This is a genomic window from Sulfitobacter sp. W002 (assembly GCF_025142135.1).
GTDB lineage: Bacteria > Pseudomonadota > Alphaproteobacteria > Rhodobacterales > Rhodobacteraceae > Sulfitobacter > Sulfitobacter profundi.
Map to the genome: position 1 here is coordinate 2041058 of NZ_CP081126.1, position 18975 is coordinate 2060032.

17 protein-coding genes are annotated in these 18975 nt (G+C 61.4%); 7 read left to right on the top strand and 10 right to left on the bottom strand.

Annotated features, from left to right (window positions below):
* Positions 1 to 133: 133 nt before the first annotated feature.
* The 3 genes from pgi to zwf are packed head-to-tail and all read right to left on the bottom strand — an operon-like array spanning position 134 to position 3854.
* On the bottom strand, positions 134 to 1726 hold the full coding sequence (gene pgi / locus K3758_RS10065; RefSeq protein ID WP_259944427.1) for a glucose-6-phosphate isomerase: 1593 nt from the start codon (positions 1724 to 1726) through the stop codon (positions 134 to 136).
* Positions 1723 to 2394, bottom strand: a complete 672-nt coding sequence (gene pgl, locus K3758_RS10070; protein ID WP_259944430.1) for a 6-phosphogluconolactonase — start codon at positions 2392 to 2394, stop codon at positions 1723 to 1725. Before pgl ends, pgi begins: the two co-directional genes overlap by 4 nt.
* Positions 2391 to 3854, bottom strand: a complete 1464-nt coding sequence (gene zwf / locus K3758_RS10075; protein WP_259944432.1) for a glucose-6-phosphate dehydrogenase — start codon at positions 3852 to 3854, stop codon at positions 2391 to 2393. Before zwf ends, pgl begins: the two co-directional genes overlap by 4 nt.
* Before the next feature lie 160 nt (positions 3855 to 4014).
* On the opposite strand from zwf, the gene K3758_RS10080 reads away from it, so the two are divergent.
* The gene (locus K3758_RS10080) at positions 4015 to 4962 is read left to right on the top strand and encodes a radical SAM protein (protein WP_259944434.1); all 948 of its coding nucleotides are present in this window, start codon (positions 4015 to 4017) and stop codon (positions 4960 to 4962) included.
* Between the two features lie 32 nt (positions 4963 to 4994).
* Here the strand turns inward: K3758_RS10080 and K3758_RS10085 are convergent, their stop codons facing one another.
* Positions 4995 to 5264, bottom strand: a complete 270-nt coding sequence (locus K3758_RS10085; protein WP_067623819.1) for an usg protein — start codon at positions 5262 to 5264, stop codon at positions 4995 to 4997.
* 190 nt (positions 5265 to 5454) lie between these two features.
* Here K3758_RS10085 and gyrA point away from each other — a divergent pair, with 190 nt between their 5' ends.
* Positions 5455 to 8205 carry a DNA gyrase subunit A gene (gyrA, locus tag K3758_RS10090; RefSeq protein WP_259944437.1) on the top strand — a complete coding sequence of 917 codons (2751 nt, stop codon included), beginning with the start codon at positions 5455 to 5457 and terminating at the stop codon, positions 8203 to 8205.
* Positions 8206 to 8329: 124 nt separating this feature from the next.
* On the opposite strand, the gene K3758_RS10095 is transcribed toward gyrA, so the two are convergent.
* The 4 genes from K3758_RS10095 to K3758_RS10110 all read right to left on the bottom strand — a co-directional run bounded on the left by K3758_RS10095 (position 8330) and on the right by K3758_RS10110 (position 12488).
* A complete protein-coding gene (locus tag K3758_RS10095; protein ID WP_259944438.1) occupies positions 8330 to 8662 on the bottom strand; it encodes a hypothetical protein in 333 nt (110 codons plus the stop codon).
* Positions 8663 to 8824: 162 nt separating this feature from the next.
* Positions 8825 to 10306: a carboxypeptidase M32 gene (locus K3758_RS10100; protein WP_259944439.1), complete on the bottom strand. Its 1482-nt coding sequence runs from the start codon at positions 10304 to 10306 to the stop codon at positions 8825 to 8827.
* Between the two features lie 3 nt (positions 10307 to 10309).
* On the bottom strand, positions 10310 to 11455 hold the full coding sequence (ctaA, locus tag K3758_RS10105; protein ID WP_259944441.1) for a heme A synthase: 1146 nt from the start codon (positions 11453 to 11455) through the stop codon (positions 10310 to 10312).
* 268 nt (positions 11456 to 11723) lie between these two features.
* Positions 11724 to 12488 carry an RNA methyltransferase gene (locus K3758_RS10110; protein ID WP_259944444.1) on the bottom strand — a complete coding sequence of 255 codons (765 nt, stop codon included), beginning with the start codon at positions 12486 to 12488 and terminating at the stop codon, positions 11724 to 11726.
* 140 nt (positions 12489 to 12628) lie between these two features.
* Here K3758_RS10110 and K3758_RS10115 point away from each other — a divergent pair, with 140 nt between their 5' ends.
* Entirely contained in the window at positions 12629 to 13252 is a 624-nt protein-coding gene (locus K3758_RS10115) for a thiamine phosphate synthase (protein ID WP_259944446.1), read from the top strand.
* A 40-nt stretch (positions 13253 to 13292) separates the two neighbouring features.
* Here the strand turns inward: K3758_RS10115 and K3758_RS10120 are convergent, their stop codons facing one another.
* Entirely contained in the window at positions 13293 to 14438 is a 1146-nt protein-coding gene (locus K3758_RS10120; RefSeq protein ID WP_259944448.1) for a HupE/UreJ family protein, read from the bottom strand.
* Between K3758_RS10120 and K3758_RS10125 the strand changes: the two genes are divergently transcribed.
* The 4 genes from K3758_RS10125 (at position 14362) to K3758_RS10140 (ending at position 17957) form a co-directional block, all read left to right on the top strand.
* Complete coding sequence (locus K3758_RS10125) at positions 14362 to 15264, top strand: DUF4198 domain-containing protein (protein WP_259944450.1); 903 nt, start codon at positions 14362 to 14364, stop codon at positions 15262 to 15264. The two genes, K3758_RS10120 and K3758_RS10125, sit on opposite strands and share 77 nt — an antisense overlap.
* 42 nt (positions 15265 to 15306) lie before the next feature.
* A complete protein-coding gene (locus tag K3758_RS10130; RefSeq protein WP_067623801.1) occupies positions 15307 to 16191 on the top strand; it encodes a PfkB family carbohydrate kinase in 885 nt (294 codons plus the stop codon).
* Positions 16188 to 17120: a pseudouridine-5'-phosphate glycosidase gene (locus tag K3758_RS10135; protein WP_259944453.1), complete on the top strand. Its 933-nt coding sequence runs from the start codon at positions 16188 to 16190 to the stop codon at positions 17118 to 17120. Before K3758_RS10130 ends, K3758_RS10135 begins: the two co-directional genes overlap by 4 nt.
* A gap of 84 nt (positions 17121 to 17204) precedes the next feature.
* Positions 17205 to 17957 (top strand): DUF502 domain-containing protein, encoded by a 753-nt coding sequence (locus tag K3758_RS10140; RefSeq protein WP_067262054.1) that lies wholly within the window; start codon positions 17205 to 17207, stop codon positions 17955 to 17957.
* Here the strand turns inward: K3758_RS10140 and K3758_RS10145 are convergent.
* A complete protein-coding gene (locus K3758_RS10145; RefSeq protein ID WP_259944455.1) occupies positions 17937 to 18971 on the bottom strand; it encodes a patatin-like phospholipase family protein in 1035 nt (344 codons plus the stop codon). The two genes, K3758_RS10140 and K3758_RS10145, sit on opposite strands and share 21 nt — an antisense overlap.
* Positions 18972 to 18975: the final 4 nt, after the last annotated feature.

Consider the following 18975-nt stretch of genomic DNA (forward strand, 5'->3'; position numbering starts at 1 on the left):
AGACTGTCCAAAGGTCAGGGCAGTTGCAAGCCTTCCCCTCCGGCAAGTCGAAATCGGCAACGATAGGCAGCAGAATGGCCCGCGCAGGCGGGGTTCGCCTGCGCGGTTTTTCAATCAATTTTGGATGTAGTCCCTAGCCGCGATGCTGGTGGATATAGCCGATTAACCCGGCGGTAGAGCCATCCTTGCCCTCGGGAGAAACCTCTCCTTCGACCAGCGGCTGGAGTGATTTGGCCAGTTCCTTGCCAAGTTCCACGCCCCATTGATCGAACGAGTTGATGCCGAGGATCACCCCTTCGACAAAGACGCGGTGTTCATAAAGCGCGATGATCTGGCCGAGCGTGAAAGGATCAAGTGTTTCATAAGCCAGCGTGGTTGAGGGCCGGTTGCCGGGGAAAACGCGGTGACGCGCTTGGCGCTCAAGCTCATCGCCCGACAGCCCGGCATCGCGCATGATCGCCCGCGCTTCGTCCAAGGACCGCCCGCGCATCAGCGCTTCGGACTGTGCGAGGCAATTGGCGATCAGCAAATCGTGGTGATGCTGCAAGTCAGGTTCATGCCCCTTGGCCGCGACCAGAAACTCGCACGGGATCACACGGGTGCCTTGGTGGATCAACTGATAGAAAGCGTGCTGGCCATTGGTGCCCGCCGCCCCCCAGACCACCGGACCGGTGTGGCGCGGGCTGTCAGACCCGTCCATCTGCACGCCCTTGCCGTTCGATTCCATTTCAAGCTGTTGCAGGTAGTCGGGCAGCATCTCAAGCCGTTGGTCATAGGGCAGCACCGCACGTGTGGCATGGCCGCAGATTTGGTTGTGCCAGATGCCCACCAGCGCCAGAAGGATCGGCATATTCTCAGCCGGTTCGGCACCGAAGAAATGGCGGTCCATCTCCTGCGCGCCGCGCAGGAAGCTGTCGAAAGCCTTGGGGCCAATGGCAATCATCAGCGAAAGGCCGATGGGCCCCCAGACGGAATAACGCCCCCCGACCCAATCCTCAAAGCCGAAGACCTGCGCGGGGTCGATCCCGAACTCGGCGGTCTTGTCATCCGCGGTGCTGAGGGCTGCGAATTGCGCAGCCGGGTCACCGCCATGGTCCTGCATCCACGCCCGCGCGGTGCGCGCGTTGGTCATGGTCTCAATGGTGGTAAAGGTCTTGGAGGCGACAATCACCAAGGTCGTCTTGGCCTCTAGCCCGCGCAGCGTATCGGCGATATGCGCGCCATCGACGTTGGAGACGAAATGGCAGCGCGGCCCATCGTGATAGGGCGTCAGTGCGCGGGTCGCCATGGCGGGGCCAAGGTCCGAGCCGCCGATGCCGATATTGACCACATCCGTGATGTCGCCGCCGCGCACCTGATCGGCAAAGCTGCGCATCCGCGCCAGCGTGTCGCGGACCTGCGGCATGACATCTTCGCCCGCCACCTCGACCGGCCCGCCATCAAGGTTGCGCAGAGCCGTGTGCAAGACTGCGCGGCCTTCGGTTTCATTGATCGGCGCGCCCGCGAACATCGCATCGCGACGCCCGGTGACCTTGGCGTTTTCTACCAGCTGCAACAGCGCCGCGCGGGCACCAGCGTCGATATTGGTCTTTGCGTAGTCAAACAGCATGTGCTGCGTGCGGAGCGAGAAATCCTCGGCGCGGTTCGGGTCATCGAACAGCGCGGTTATCTTGCGGTCCGCCACGGCGTTTTGCCGCTCTTGAAGGTCTTGCCAAATGCTCATCATGCCGCCCAGTAAACTTCAGTATCATCCAGCACCGCTGCGATCGGCGCCTCTTCGGGGGAAAGCCCCTGCGCGCGCTCAAGGGCGGCGCGTTTCTCTTCCCCGAAAATCACGAGATGTTTGTTCAGCGCCCCATCCAAGACATGCGCTGGAAGCGTGACCCGCGCGGTGGGCTGCCCCTCGGGATAGACCGGGCACAGCAGTGGCGCATCAGCGGCCAAGGCGTCAGGCAGGCCGGGGTCGCCGGGGAAAAGCGATGCAGTATGCATGTCATCGCCCATGCCAAGCAGCAGGACAGAGATCGGCATATGGCTAGCCAGACTGGGGGCCACGGCCTCTGCCCCTTCGCCCGGCGACAGACCAGCACGGAAAAAGGGGATGAACCGTGCCGCGGCGGCGCGGTCGTTCAACAGATGCTCGCGCACCAAACGCGCGTTCGACAGCGAATCATGCTCATCGACCCAGCGTTCATCGGTCAGCATCACATCCACGCGCTCCCAATCCAGATCGGTGGCACTGAGCATTTCAAAGATCGGCCCGGGGGTAGAGCCGCCCGGCACCGCGAAGGACACGCGGTCATTGCCCGAAAGCGCCGATTTCAGCTTGCCCGCCAGTTTGTTGGCGACATTCATCACCAGCATTTCGCGGTCCGCATATTCGATGATGTTCATGGGGATACCTTTCGCCATTCACGGCCATCGCGCCGCATCATTTCTGTCGCATCCGTCGGCCCGGCAGAGCCGCTGTCGTAGGGTTTGGGCACGTCGTGACGCGCCTCCCAGCCTTGGATGATCGGATCGGTCCAGGCCCAGGCGGCCTCGACCTCGTCGTCGCGCATGAACAATGTCTGGTTGCCCCGGATCACGTCCATGACAAGCCGCTCATAGGCATCGACCTGATCGCCCCCATCGGGGCCAAGCGCCTCGGCAAAGGTCATGTCGAGCGGCACATCGACAAGACGCATGCCCCCCGGCCCCGGTTCCTTGATCGTCACGCCAAGGGTGATGCCTTCGTTCGGTTGCAGGCGGATCGACAGCACATTGCGGTGGCGGCCTGCATCTTCGGCAAAGATCGAGTGGGGCGTGTCTTTGAAAACCACGGTGATTTCGCTCGATCGCGCCACCATCCGTTTGCCAGTGCGCAGATAAAACGGCGTGCCATGCCAGCGCCAATTGCTGATATGGGCCTTGAGCGCCACAAAACTCTCGGTCCGTGAGCGCGGGTTATCGACGGCGTCGCGGTAGCTTGGCGCCTCTTCTTCATTGCCCTCTTCGGCCTCGTACTGACCGCGAACCAGATGATGCGGCAACACCGGGTCGATCGCGCGGATCACTTTCAGCTTTTCGTCGCGCACCGCATCCGGATCAAACCGCGCGGGCGGCTCCATCGCGATCAGGCACAAAAGCTGCATCAGGTGGTTCTGCACCATGTCCCGCATCGCGCCAGATTTGTCGTAATACTCGCCACGCCCGCCCACGCCCACCGTCTCGGCCACGGTGATTTGGATGTGGTCGACATATTGGCGGTTCCACAGCGGCTCGAACAGCATATTGCCGAAACGCACGGCCATGAGGTTTTGCACCGTCTCTTTGCCGAGATAGTGATCGATCCGATAGATCTGCTGCTCTTTAAAATAGGTGGCCAATGTCGCGTTGAGCGCGCGCGCACTCTCCAGATCGCGGCCAAAGGGTTTTTCGACGACGATCCGGCATTCCGCGCCCGCCATGCCCCATTGCTGCAAGCGTTCAGCCAAATCGCCAAAGAGCCCCGGCGCGACGGAGAAATAGTAGACCTCGGTCCGGTCTTTCCCGGACATCAACGCCTGTAGCTCGCGCCAGCCGGTCTCTCCTCGTGCGTCGATGGCGACGTAGTCGAGCTTGGCCAGAAAGGCATCGAGGTTATCGCAGGCGTCTTTGCCCCCAAATTCGCTGATCGCCTCTGACACCATCTCGCGGTAGCCTTCGGCGTCCATTTCGGTGCGCGCGGCACCGATGATCCGCGCCTCTTCGGGCATTTGGCCCGCGCAATAGCGGCGGTAGAGGCCGGGCAAAATCTTGCGCCGGGCCAGATCGCCGGTGCCGCCAAAGATGACCAGATCGAAAGGGTCGACAGGGATAACACGCGAAACCATTGATCAATCCTTGTCTGTGCGAGATAGCAGAGTTAGCGCAAACATACTTATTTTTACCCAGTTCACAAGACTGTGCGCCCCGCAGCTTGGACTTTTAGGCAGGGTCGCAATAGCTTACCACAACTGGATAGAAACACACGGGATCACGCAAGGACCAATCATGAAAGATACTGCGCAAGCAAACGAGGGCAAGTTCCTGAACCCGGCGGTGACCGCCAAGGGGGAACCGCGCGCCACCGTCGCTCTGCGCGGGGCGGAAACGCTTTGGTTCAACACGGGCACCCTGTGCAATATCGAATGTGTGAACTGCTACATCGCCTCCAGCCCCAAGAATGACGCGCTGGTCTATATCACCGCCGAAGAGGTGCGCGACTACCTCGACCAGATCGTCGAGCGCGACTGGCCGGTGCGCGAAATCGCCTTTACCGGGGGCGAGCCCTTCATGAACCCGCAGATGATCGAGATCACCGAAACCTCACTGGCGCGCGGCTATGAGGTGTTGATCCTTACCAATGCCATGCGCCCGATGATGCGCAAGTCAGTGCAAAACGGTCTGTTGCGGCTGCGCGATGCCTATCCCGGCAAGATGACCTTTCGTATCTCCGTCGATCACTACCGCCGCGATCTGCATGACGCGGAGCGCGGTGAAGGGGCTTTTGACAAGACGCTGCTGGGCATGGAATGGCTGCGCGACAATGGGTTTCGCATGGCCGTGGCCGGGCGCTCGATCTTTGCCGATAGTGATGCCGATAGCCGCGCGGGCTATGCCGCCTTTTACGCCGAGCACGGCTTTGACATCGACGCCCAAGACCCCGGCATGACTGTGCTTTTCCCAGAGATGGACGAAGCCGTTGAGGTCCCCGAGATCACAACCGCCTGCTGGGGCATCTTGGATATTTCGCCAAATGCGGTGATGTGCTCTTCATCTCGTATGGTGGTCAAACGCAAAGGCGCTGAGAAGCCTGCCGTGCTGGCCTGCACCCTGCTGCCCTACGACCCGGAGTTCGAGCTTGGCACGACCTTGGCCGAGGCGGAGCGTGATGTGGCATTGAACCACCCGCACTGTGCAAAGTTCTGTGTCTTGGGCGGGGCGAGCTGTTCGGCCTGACGCCCCTGCCCTTTGGATGGCTGCCTTTTGGCTTAATGTAGCGTGAACTCGCCCACTTGGTTCTGCCACTCACCGGGACCGATTAGTTTCCGATGCGTGAAACGGACCGAATGCAGCGGCCCGTCCAGTTCCGCGCGCCAGAATTCGACGAATTCGAACAGGCGCGGATGGTCTGGCGCGATGTCGTAATCCTGCCAGATATAGCTATTCAGCACATGACTATAGTCGGGCATATGATAAAAGAACTCTGCCGTGGTTAGCCCGTAACCTTTCAGCATCATTTCGGTTTCACTGCGGGGCATGTTGCGCCTCCTTTGCTGCCTCTGTATGACAAGTTTGCGCGTTAAGAATTACTTTTCAATGAAAACAGCATGTTGGCACTTGATCTAGAGTGCTGCCAGTGCGTTTCGGCCACAGCCATTGCACCTGATATGCCCCGTCTGCTATAGAAAGCCCCAAGATATAGAACCATAAAAATGGTGGGCAAGATACGTGACCGATACGCCGGATACCCCTGAAAACGCAGACAAAAAGCCCATCTTTCACGGGCCGTCGGTAACCATCGAACACGAGATGCGCACGTCCTATCTGGACTACGCGATGAGCGTGATCGTCAGCCGCGCGATTCCCGATCTGCGCGATGGCCTGAAACCGGTGCACCGCCGCATCCTTTACGCGATGCATGAGACCGGCAACACGCATGAAAAAGCCTACCGCAAATCTGCCCGCCCGGTGGGCGATGTCATGGGCCAGTACCACCCGCATGGCGATAGTGCGATTTATGACGCGTTGGTGCGGATGGCGCAGGATTTCTCCATGTCACTGCCGCTCTTGGACGGTCAGGGCAACTTCGGCTCGATGGACGGGGATAACCCGGCGGCAATGCGCTACACCGAGGTGCGCATGGACAAGCCTGCCGCCTATCTTTTGGCGGACATCGACAAGGAAACCGTTGATTTCCAAGACAACTACGACGGCAAGCAGCAGGAACCGACTGTCCTGCCCGCGCGCTTTCCCAACATGCTGGTCAATGGCGCGGGCGGTATCGCCGTCGGCATGGCGACCAACATCCCGCCGCACAACCTTGGTGAGGTGATCGACGCTTGCCTTGCGTTGATTGACGATCCGGACCTTACCTCTGAACAGTTGATCGACTATGTCCCCGGCCCCGATTTCCCGACAGGCGGCATCATGCTGGGGCGTTCCGGCGCACGCAAAGCCTACCTTGAGGGGCGTGGCAGCGTCGTGATCCGCGCCAAGACGCGGGTCGAAGAAATCCGCAAAGACCGCTGGGCCATTGTGATCGACGAGATCCCCTATCAGGTTAACAAGGCCACGATGATCGAAAAGATCGCCGAACAGGTCCGCGACAAGAAGATTGACGGCATCGCCCACGTTCAGGACGAAAGCGACCGCAACGGCGTGCGCGTGGTGGTCGAGCTGAAACGCGACGCGACTGCCGAAGTCGTGATGAACCAGCTTTACCGATTCACGCCGATGCAAACCTATTTCGGCTGCAACATGCTGGCCCTGAACGGGGGCCGCCCCGAACAGCTGACGCTGCGCAAGTTCCTCAGCTACTTCATCGACTTCCGCGAGGAAGTTGTCGCCCGCCGCACCGCCTATCTGCTGCGCAAGGCACGTGAACGCAGCCACATCCTTTGTGGTTTGGCCGTGGCCGTCACCAACATCGACGAGGTTGTCGCCACCATCCGCGCCTCTGCCGACGCGGCCGAGGCACGCGAAAAGCTGATGACCCGCCGCTGGCCCGCCGAAGACATCTTGCCCTATATCGCGTTGATCGACGATCCCACCCATACCGCGAATGACGATGGCACCTATAACCTTTCCGAGGCCCAGGCCCGCGCGATTCTTGAACTGCGTCTGCAGCGCCTGACCCAGATCGGCGTCAAGGAAGTCACCGACGAGCTGGAAGAACTGGCCGGTAAGATCAAGGAATACCTCGAAATTCTCGGCTCCCGAGAGCGCATCCTCGGCATCATCTCGGACGAGCTGCGCGAGGTGCGTGACCAATTCGCCGTGCCGCGCCGAACAGAGATCGTCGACTGGTCGGGCGACATGGACGACGAAGACCTCATTGCCCGCGAGGACATGGTCGTGACCGTGACTTCCGGTGGCTACATCAAACGCACGCCGCTGGCCGACTTCCGCGCGCAGCGCCGGGGCGGCAAAGGGGTTTCGGGCATGCAGACCAAGGAAGAGGATGTCGTCACCAACCTCTTCGTCGCCAATACCCATACGCAGCTTTTGTTCTTCACCACCGATGGCATGGTCTACAAGCTGAAGACATGGCGCCTGCCGCAGGGGGCCCGCACCGCCAAGGGCAAGGCCATCGTCAACATTCTGCCGATCCCCACTGGCGTCTCCATCGCGGCAATCATGCCCGTCGACCGGGATGAGAAGGATTGGGACGACCTACAGGTGATCTTTGCCACCTCCGCAGGGACCGTGCGGCGCAACAAGCTGTCGGATTTCACCAATGTGAAGTCCAACGGCAAGATCGCGATGAAGTTCGAAGGCGAACACGAAGGCACCACGCTGATCAACGCACGCATCGCCTCGAACGACGATGACGTAATGCTGGTCACTGACGCGGGCCGCGCGATCCGCTTTCCGGCGACCGATGTGCGGGTCTTCAACTCGCGCAACTCCGTCGGCGTGCGCGGCATCCGCTTGGGCGAAGGGGATAACCTCGTCTCCATGTCCGTGATCCGGCACTTCGAGGCAAGCTCGGAAGAACGTGTCGCCTATCTTAAACAGCGCCGCTTGATGGCCGGGCTGACCGATGACGACAGCAGCGACGACGAGGAAGAACAGGTTCAGGCAGGGCAGCTCAGCACCGAACGCTATGCGGAAATGTCGGCAGCCGAAGATCTGATCCTGACGATTACCGCCAAGGGCGCGGGCAAGGTTTCCTCGGCCCATGATTATCCGGTCCGCGGCCGCGGCGGCATGGGTGTGACCGCTTGGACAAAAGCCATGGCCCATGGCCCTATCGTCGCTTGTTTCCCAGTGGAAATGTCCGATCAGGTGATGCTTGCGACCTCCAAAGGCCAGTCGATCCGCGTGCCGGTTGAGGGGATTTCTTTCCGCTCGCGCAGCGCAGGCGGCGTGAAGGTGTTCAGCACCGGTAAGAACGAGGAAGTCGTCAGCGTCGCTTGGATCGCCGATCAGGGCAACGAAGAAGACGAAGCCGAAGAAGGAAGCAGCGCCGCCGAATAATCGGCGGCCGCTCCGCCCCCTGCGCAAAACGTAGGGGGCGTTTTTTTCGACAGACTATCCAGCAATAAAAAAACCCCCGCGCTATCAGCGCGGGGGTTTTTCCATCTTAAGCTTTCGTTAAGACTTAGTTGGTAGTCGTTGTTGTAGTCGAAGAGGATGAGCCCGACGCAATCGCAATCAGGACCAGAGCCGCACCGGCTGCAGCAGCGCCGCCACCCAGGCCAGCGCCCGCTTCGAAGAGACCAGCGCCATCAGCACGAACGCAAACGCGTGCGGTGTTGCCGTCAACTGTTACTGGGTTCGGCTTACAGTTGTAGATGATGCCGTTAGCGCCCTGAACCTGAAGCGAATAGACGCTATCGTCCGATGCGCCAAGAACAGCTGCCTGTGTTGTCGTCTGGGCGAAAGCAGCACCCGTAAGAGCGATAGTCGCCGCCACCGTTGCAAGAATTTTCACGTCTAGGTACTCCTGTATCTCGTCAAATTTTAAACTCACTGCACCATCGCATATAAACGTGGGCAGCGCAAAGGCGAAATGTTAAGGCATAGTTAAGAACCAAAGCAGTGCCCGCTGTTTAAGCAACACCGTCAACGCTCAATTGTTCCCGGTCCTGTATGCTTAAATATTGTACAAATCTTTGAACTTATTCTCCAGATAAGTTAGCAAAGGCGCCTCCGTCGGCGGCTTTCCGCAAGCCCGCGCGATCACCTCTCGCGGCTCGTAGAGCCCGCCGTGCTGCTGCACCTTCTCGCGCAGCCATGTGGTGGCCGTGCTTGTATCCCCCCTCGCCAAAGCCTCATCAAGGTCAGGTACCGCTTTCCGCAGTGCCTCATGAAGGCATCCCGCATAGACATTACCGAGGCTATAGGTAGGGAAATACCCCAATAGTCCGACGGACCAATGGACATCCTGCAAGACCCCGTTTGAGGGGCGGTCGATCGGGTAGCCGAAATCGGCCTCGAACCGATCGTTCCATGCGGCCTCCAACCCGTCGACCTGCAGATCGCCCGACATCAGCGCCCGTTCAAGGTCGAACCGCAGCAGGACGTGAAGGTTATATTGCAGCTCGTCAGCCTCGGTCCGGATGAAGCCATCCGAGACGCGATTGACGATTCTGTAAAATGTCTCGGCGTCCGGCACGCCAAAGTCGCCGTAGACAGCCGTCATCTCGCCGTAGAGCCATCCGGTGAAGGCGCGGCTGCGGCCGATTTGGTTCTCATAGATTCGGCTTTGGCTTTCATGCACCCCCATCGACACCCCGCGCCCCAGCGGGGTCAGCAGGTAGGCGCTGTCGATTCCCTGTTCATAGGCGGCGTGGCCAACCTCATGCACGGTGGAGTAAAAGCAGTTGAACGGGTCGAGCGCATTGGTCCTTGTAGTGATCCGGACGTCCAAACCCGAGCCCGAGGAGAAAGGATGCAACGCCTTGTCGATGCGCCCGGTGGCCAGATCATAGCCAAAGCGCCGCGCCAGTTTGGCGGTCAGGGTCATCTGCGCCGCTTCGTCGAAAACCCCTTCGAGCACCGGCGGCGCTTCGGCCTCCCGCACGGCGGCGCGCAACTCAGATAATTTCGGGCGCAGCGCGCCGAACATGGCTTCGAGGTCCGCCGCCGTGGTGCCGGGCTCATAGTCTTCTAGCATCGCGTCGTAAATACCGATATCGCGCCCCTGGGCCAGCGCAGCCCCCTCTTCCCGTTTGAGAGCAATCACTTCTTTCAGGGTCGGGGCGAAGGCCGCGAAATCGTCGGCGGCGCGGGCCTCGGCCCATGTGCCTTGGGCGACGGAGGTGACACGGGCGATCCGCGCCGCCAGATCGGCGGGGACACGGGTCGCACGGTCAAAATCGCGTTTGATGTGGCGCAGATTGGCCTGACCCACCGCGTCCAGTCCCGCCGTTTCGATACGGCCCAGCCAATCGGCGATACGCGGGTCGATCCGGCGGGCGTGCAGCACGCTTTCCATCGCCGCCATCTCCTCGCCCCGCTGGGGCGCGGCGCCGCGGGGCATGACCGTTTCTTGGTCCCAGCCGAGCCGCCCCGCGACCTGCGCCAGGGCTTCGGTCTCGCGCTGAAAGGCCATCAAATCGTCATATGCAGTCATGTCTCAGCCTCTCAGCGATGTAGCGACGGGATAGGCCGCAAGAAAACGCGCCCGCAGGATCAATACCCAGAGCAGAACGGCAAGCGCCTGATGCGCCAGCGCCAGATGCACCGGGGCGGCATAGAGCACCGTGGTGATGCCCAGAACCACCTGCAAGGCCAGCGCCGCCATCACCGCATTAAACGCAAAGCGCGTCCGCGCATGGGCCGAACGGCGACCGCGCAGCCAGACGACCACGCCGAATGCAAAGAGCAGATAGCCCGCCACCCGGTGCATGAATTGCACCAGCCCGGGGTTTTCAAAGAAATTGCGCCATGTCGGTGCGATATCGAAAGCCTCGGGCGGGAAGAACTGCCCTTGCATCAGCGGCCAATCGACGAAATAGCGCCCTGCATCAATGCCCGCGACCAAGGCACCCAGCAGGATTTGCAACGCTGCGAAATGCAACAAGCCGGTGGCCATGCCGAACTGCTTGGCCTCCTTGGCGCGGCGGGCCTGAATTAGGTCCCGTTCGCTGCGGCCCAGCAAGAGCACATACCATGTGATAAATCCGAGGATGACAAAGGCGAGGCCAAGATGGGTCGCCAAACGGTAAGAAGCCACATCCGTCACCCCCTGCCCGCTGGTCACCCCCGAAGCGACCATCCACCAGCCAATCGCCCCCTGCGCGCCGCCCAATGCACCGATGAAAAGCAGGCGCTTGTTCCAGCCGACAGGAATTTGACGCCGAAGCAGGAAGTAGAGAAAGCCCAAAACCCAGACGAGGCCAATCACCCGGCCAAGTTGCCGATGCCCCCACTCCCACCAGTAAATTCTTTTAAAATCAGAGAGTTCCATCCAAGAGTTCTGGACCTGAAACTCGTCGATCTGCTTGTATTTATCAAATTCAGACTGCCAGTCGGCCTCAGTCATCGGTGGCAGGGCACCGGTTACAGGGCGCCATTCCGTGATGCTGAGCCCAGAGTCGGTCAGCCGCGTCAGCCCGCCCACGGCGATCATTACAAAGACCAGCGCGAAGAGGATCATCAGCCAAATCCGGATCGGGCCGCGTGCGCCGCCACGGCCCTTGTCGATGCCGCCGGTTTGCACCGGGGCACGGCTGGGTTGGTCGGTGCCGACCTCTTCGAAAAGTTTGCGTTTTTCCGCCATGGCGCGCCTCATTTTCCGTTTGGATGCAGTGGTATGCCATGGGCGGGGAAAGGTCTAGCGGGGGGCGTTATGTTCGAAACGGTGCAGAGGCAGCCCAGCCCGGAGTCAAGCCGCAGCCGCCGGGCCATCGCCTGCCCGCCCCACGGGGAGGCGATTTGGCAAGGCTGGGTGCGCCTTTGCGACAAAGCGTTGACGCTGCACGATAAAGTGGCATGAACCACCCGACGCATTGCCACCCCACGGGCAGCCGCTGGCCCTCAGTCTTCCCTCAGCCCTTGTTCTTCCACCGGACCATTTGCCGCAGGACGCCATGCAGCATCTGCACATCCGCTCGGGTCAGCGGCATCCGCGACCACATGTTGCGCAGGTTCAGCTTCATTGACGCCGTTTTGTGCTCGGGGTAGAAGAACCCCGCCTCTTCCAACCGTTCCTCGTAATGCCGCGCCAGATGGTCGACCTCGGCCCCTTTGGCCCAGTCGGTGCCTGCCATCTCGGTCACTTCATGCGTCACTTCGCCCTGTGCGCGCATCCATTCATAGGACATCAAAAGCACACATTGCGCGAGGTTGAGCGAGGCGAATTTCGGGTTCACTGGGACCGAGACGATGGCGTTTGCCTGCGCGATATCCTCGTTCTCAAGCCCGGCCCGCTCCGGTCCGAAAAGCACCGCAACCCGTTGGCCTGCCGCGATCTTTTCCGCGGCTAGCCGCATCGCCGCTTCGGGGCTGTAGACCGGCTTGGTCAGGTCGCGGCCGCGCGCTGTGGTGGCGAAGGTGAAATCGCAATCGCTGAGCGCGCCCGGCAGATCGTCGCAATGCTGCGCCTCATCCAACAGCCGCCCCGCACCCGAGGCCATGGCCACGGCAGATTGGCTGGGCCAGCCGTCGCGCGGGGCCACGACGCGCATGTGATCAAGGCCAAAATTCCACATCGCGCGGGCCGCGGCGCCGATGTTCTCACCCATCTGTGGGCGGACAAGCACGATGGCCGGGATCGGCGCAGGCTGGACGGAGGAGGATGTTGTCTGGGTCATGCGCGCCTCATAGCCCCTGCGCCGCACCACCGCAAGAAAGCCCGCGCCACAGACGCATATCCGTTTTCTTTTGCAGCGCCTTGCGCTAGTCAGACCTCCAGACCCGAACAGGGCCCCAGACCCGATTAAGGACAGTGACCATGGACGCGCCAGAACAGCCGCAGATTTACCTTATCACCCCGCCCGAAGTTGAGCTGAGCCAATTCCCCGCGCAACTGGCCGCCGTGCTGGACGCGCATCCGGTCGCCTGTGTGCGGATGGCGCTATCAACCCGCGACGAAGACCGTCTGTCGCGCGCCGGTGACGCGCTGCGCGAAGTGACCCATGCGCGCGATGTGGCCTTGGTGATCTCGGATCACCTGCTGATGGTCGAAAAGCTCGGCCTTGACGGGGTGCACCTTAGCGATGCCGCGCGCACCGTGCGCCATGCCCGCAAAGAACTGGGCGAGGATGCGATCGTCGGTTCCTTCTGCGGCACATCGCGGCACGAGGGGATGGCCGCTGGCGAAGCCGGAGCCGATTACGTCAGCTTTGGCCCCACCCAAGCCAGCACGCTAGGCGACGGGAGCTTTGCCGAAGCCGAATTGTTTCAATGGTGGTCCGAAGTGATCGAAGTGCCCGTCGTCGCCGAGGGCGCGCTGGACATCAACATGATCCGCAATCTCGCCCCCCGGACCGACTTTTTCGGCATCGGGACCGAGATTTGGGACAAGGACAATCCGGTGGCCGAACTCGCCACCCTGATCGCCGCCATGCAGGGCTAAGCGACCCTTGGGGCAGCCCGGTTAAGGGCTGCCCGTGCGCTTACAGAAACACCCGTTCGATGAACCAATAGGCCCCGACCGCCGCGATGACGCAGGAGGCGGGAACCGCGATGGCCCGGCGATACCAATCGCGCTTCATCGCCCAGCCGACCAGCACGAAGGCGATGGCGATCACCGCAAGCTGGCCCAGTTCCACCCCGATATTAAAGCCAATAAGCGCCGGGACGAATTGCCCCGCAGGCAGGCCAAAGTCCCCCAGCACCGAGGCAAAGCCGAGCCCGTGCAGCAGGCCGAAGCCAAAGATCACCAAGGGCCGCCAACGGTTCAGCGCGGAGTGAAAGATATTCTCGACCGCGACATAGGTTATCGACGCGGCGATCAGCGGCTCCACAATGGCACCAGGCACGTTGACCCAGCCCAAAGCACCAAGCGCAAGTGTGACCGTATGAGCCAGCGTGAAGGCGGTAACCTGCCAGATCAATGGGCGCAGACGGGTCGACAGGAAGAACAGGCCCAGAACGAAAAGGATATGATCCAACCCTTTGGGCAGGATGTGGTCGAAACCGACCGGGATATAGCTGACGAAGGCTTGCCAACCGCTTTGCGCATCGCCGCCCGAGAGCGCGATCTCGGGGCTCGTCTCGCCGCCCGCCAGATAGCCGGTATAGGGGTCTTCCACCCCCTGCTGGCGCAGCACCAATGCCCCCGCGCCATCGGGCCAGGTCACCTGCACCTGCTCGGCTCCTGCGGGCACTGCCGCCTCCAGCCGCCAAAGACTGTCGCGCGGCAGTTCGGCGTCGATCCCCTCGGGCACCTCGATCATCACACTTTCCAAAGGCACGGCCGCGCCATTCACGCTGAGCAATGGCAGGCTGTTCCAGTCCGGCAAAAGCTCGGGCGCACGGGCCGCGATACGCGCGGCGGGCAGGCTGCGCAGCGCATCGTAATCGCCTGCATTCTCGGCATTGTCGGTGTCTTCGACAGTGTCGAGGTCGATCCCCGCCAGCAGAGCTTCGAGGTTAATCTCAAGCGCCAGCACAGCGCGCCCTTCGGCGACGGTCAGGTCCGCGATTGTCGGTTTGACCTCATGCGCCTGCACCGCAGCGCCTATGGAAAATACCAACGCGCTTGACATTAGCCCAAGCAATGCCAGCTTGGTTCTTAACAAAATGAAAGTTCGCTTCATGAAACTGTCCCAGTTGTCCGCTATTATTTTCAGTATCTTACCGGCATTACCTGCCGTTGCCCATGAATACTGGCTGTCGCCGCTGAACTATCAAGTGGAAAGCGGCGAAAAGATCGCAGCGCATTTCCGCAATGGCGAAGAGTTTGTCGGATCGACCTTTCCCTACCTCCCCAACCGGCTCAATCGTTTTGAGATCGTGGTAGAGGGACAGGCTTTTAACCTCTCTCCCCGTGCAGGCGACAACCCGGCACTACAAATCCCCGCGCCGGGCCGGGATGCGCTGGTGGTTGTGGTGGCCGAGACCACCCCCTCCAAGGTGACCTATGAGGAATGGGAGAAATTCCTCTCCTTCGTGGAACACAAAGATTTCCCGAAGGCTGAAGCAGATCACAGCGCCAACGACTGGTCACAGGAAAAAATCGTGGAGAGCTATACACGCCACGTCAAAACCCTGATCGCCACAGGTTCCGGCATTGGAGACGACGCCCCCACCGGCATGACCACCGAATTTGTCGCCCTGACGAATCCCTATGACGCGGATTTTGAGGGTCAGATGAAAGTCGCGCTTTTCTATCAGGATGAACCCCGCGCCGATGCCCAGGTTGAGGTTTTCGACCGCGCGCCGGATGACAGCGTGACCATCTCGCTCCACCGCACCGACGCGGCGGGAGAAGCGGTTATTCCCGTCACCGCAGGCCACGAGTACCTCTTTGACGCTGTAGTGCTGCGCCCGGCAGCAGCGGCTCAGACGGGTGCCGGATACGATCCCGATCAGCCGGTCTGGGAAACGCTCTGGGCCGCGCTGACATTTGCGGTGCCACAATAACGCCGCTTGCGCGTCGGCAGATTTGGCGGCTAGAAGCGCCGCATGACAAAGACAGCTGACATCCTGTGCATTGGCTCCGTCCTTTGGGACGTAATCGGCCGCTCTGAAAACGCCATGCGCCAAGGCTCTGACATGCCGGGGCGCATCACCCGTTTGCCGGGCGGCGTGGCGCTGAACATCGGCATGGCCCTTGCGCGCTTTGGGCTGACGCCCGCGCTGCTGTCCGCCGTGGGTCGTGACGCGGAGGGGGACGAGTTGATCGCCGCCTGCGCCCTGCGCGGGCTGATCACCGATCACGTTTACCGCTCAGACGACCTGCCGACCGACCGCTATATGGCCGTCGAAGGGTCCAACGGGTTGATTGCCGCGATTGCCGATGCCCATTCGCTGGAAGCTGCAGGCGACAAAATTCTGCGCCCGCTGGAGGATGGCAGCCTGCCCGCCCCCTACGAAGGCGCCGTGGCGCTGGATGGCAACCTCACCGTCGAATTGCTCGCCCGGATGGCGCAGAGCCCGCTGTTGGCAAAGGCCGATCTGCGCGTGGCCCCCGCCTCGCCCGGCAAGGCGCTGCGGCTGACGCCTTTCCTGAAGGCCGGGCGCGGCACGCTTTATGTAAACCTCGAAGAAGCCGGGCTGCTGTGTCAGGCCAGCTTTGACGATTCCCCCTCCGCCGCCCGCGCTCTGCTGGCCCGCGGCGCGCGTCGTGCCGTGGTGACAGACGGCGGCAACCCCGCCACCGTGGGTCAAGGCGATGATATCATCACCCTCACCCCGCCCTCGGTCCATGTGGCCCGCGTGACGGGCGCAGGCGACACATTCATGGCCGCCCATGTGGCTGCCGAACTTGGCGGAGCCGTCGCACAACCCGCCCTCAAGGCCGCACTCGACGCTGCCGCCCTTTACGTTTCCGGAGAGACCAAGATATGACCACCGCCCCTTCCGCCCTGCCCCTGACCTTCAGCGCCGAAGTGGCCAAGGCCCGCGAAAGCGGCGCACCGATCGTGGCATTGGAAAGCACCATCATTACGCACGGCATGCCCTATCCGCAGAACCTCGAAGTGGCGCGGCAGGTTGAGCAGGACATCCGCGATGCCGGGGCCGTGCCCGCCACCATCGCCGTGATCCGTGGCGCGTTGCACATCGGGTTGGACGACGACCAGCTCAGCGATCTGGCGCAGGCCAAAGATGTGGCGAAACTTTCGCGTGCCGATATGGCCGTCTGCATCGCGTCGGGCGGCACAGGCGCCACCACCGTCGCCGCCACCATGATCGCCGCCAACCTCGCGGGCATCGAAGTCTTCGCCACCGGCGGCATCGGCGGCGTGCACAAAGGCGCGGAGGAGAGCTTTGACATCTCCGCCGACCTGATGGAATTGGCACAGACCCCTGTCACCGTGATCGCCGCGGGTGCCAAAGCCATTCTGGACGTGCCAAAAACGCTGGAAGTACTTGAGACCCAAGGCGTGCCAGTCATCACCGTGGGCCAAGACAGCTTTCCCGCCTTCTGGAGTGCAGGCTCCGATCTGCAATCGCCGCTGCGTCTTGACGATGCCGCAGCCCTTGCCAAAGCCCACCGCACCCGCGCCGCCATGGGGCTGCCCGGCGGGCAGCTTGTGGCCAACCCGATCCCCGCGGATGAGGAAATTCCCGCCGCCGAACTGGCCCCGATCATCGCGCAGGCCCAGTCCGAGGCCGATGCACAGGGTGTTAACGGCAAGGGCGTGACCCCCTTCCTGCTGCAGCGTATTTTTGAGCTGACCGAAGGCCGTTCGCTCACCGCCAATATCGCATTGGTGCGCAACAATGCCCGGCTGGGGGCCAAGATCGCCGCAAACCTCGTCAACCTGCCGCGTTAAAGGCGAAAAACACCGTCGAGCCATTGCCGGGCCGGGGCATACGCCTTAGCTATGTTGCGATTAACTCTTCGGAAAACGGCGCAGATGAACACACCTTTTGATCCCGACCCAACACAGGTCCGGCGCAGCCTTGTCGCAAGGCTGCGGGCGTCTTTCCTGACCGGGTTGGTCGTGATTGCGCCCGTTGGGCTGACCATCTGGCTGATCTGGAGCGTGGTCGGCTGGATCGACGGTTTCGTGCTGCCATTGGTGCCCAAAGCCTACCATCCTGACCGCCTGCTCCAAGATTTCCTTGGCCTTGACCCGTCGATGCAATTCAACGTGCGCGGCCTTGGGGTGGTGATCTTTCTGATCTTCACCGTCATGGTTGGCTGGGCTGCGAAAGGGCTGATCGGGCGTTCGATGATCCGTTTTGCCGAAAGTCTGGTGGAACGCACCCCCGTGGTGCGGACGATCTATTCCGGCATCAAACAGATTTCCGAGACGATCTTTGCCCAGTCCGAGCGGAGCTTTGAGACCGCCTGCCTGATCGAATACCCCCGGCGCGGCATATGGGCGCTTGGCTTTATCTCGACCGAAGCCAAGGGAGAGGTCTTGGCCCGCACCAACGCAGGGGGCGAGATGCTCTCGGTCTTTCTACCGACCACACCAAACCCGACCTCAGGCTTTCTGCTCTTCCTGCCGCGCGAAGATGTGATCGAACTCGACATGAGTGTCGAAGACGCGGCGAAGCTGGTGATCTCTGCCGGACTGGTCTATCCGCCGCGCCCCGGTGCCGATCTGCCCGAGGCGCTGGCGCTGTCAGACCCCGAAAACTCAGCCGAACATCGCGGGTAGATCGACGCTGCTGCGTTGGTTCAGATCATCAAAGTGGTCCGTCAAGAACTGATCCGCCGCCGCCACACCCGCCTCATGCAGCGCCCTGATCACCGCTGGGTTCGGCATCAGCTTGGTGGCCACCGAAAGCTGCGCCATCAGCGCGTCATCGGCGATCATATGCATGTGGACCCGCTTCATCCGCCCATCTGGCAGAGTGCCATCCGCGATCAGGCGCTGGACGAAATCAATCGCCCGCATCTCTCGCAATAGGCTGGAATTAAAGCTGATCTCATTGATTCGGTTCTGGATTTGCTGGGGCGTTGTCGGCAGGTCTTCACGCTCTAGCGGGTTGATGTTCACCACCACGATGTCTTCGGGCAGGTCATCGCGGAACAGCGGGAACAGCGCCGGGTTGCCAGTGTAACCGCCATCCCAAAACGCTTCGCGTTGGCCGGTCTGAGCGTCATCAATCTCAACCGCCTTAAAGATCGTCGGCAGACAGGCCGAGGCCAGCAGCGCGTCGGGGCCGATCTCATCCCCTTCAAACACCCTGATCTTACCATTGCGCACCCGTGTGGCGCAGACAAAGAAGAACGGCGGCTTATGCGCGCCCACCTTGCCATAGTCAAACCGCGCCACGACATCTTCGAGCGGATTGCGATAGAACGGGCCGTAGGCATAGGGCGACACAACCCGCGTCAGCGAGTCTGAGATCGCCATGGGCAGTGAATATTCCATCGCCTGACTGAGTTTATCCAACCCAAAAGGCGCCAGCCAATGCGACAGCCGCAGGTCGGAAATGCCCGACACCTGCGTCCAAAGCCAATTAAGGTTTTCCCGCGCGCCCTCGCGCCCGCCCGAGATCATGCCCGATTTCAGCGCCGCGCCATTCAGCGCCCCGGCAGACGTGCCGGAGATGCCGCAGATCTCAAGATCGTCCTGTTGCAACAGCCGATCCAGCACCCCCCAAGTGAAAGCGCCATGCGCGCCGCCCCCTTGGAGGGCGAGGTTAATGCGTTTTTTGACCGCCACGGCA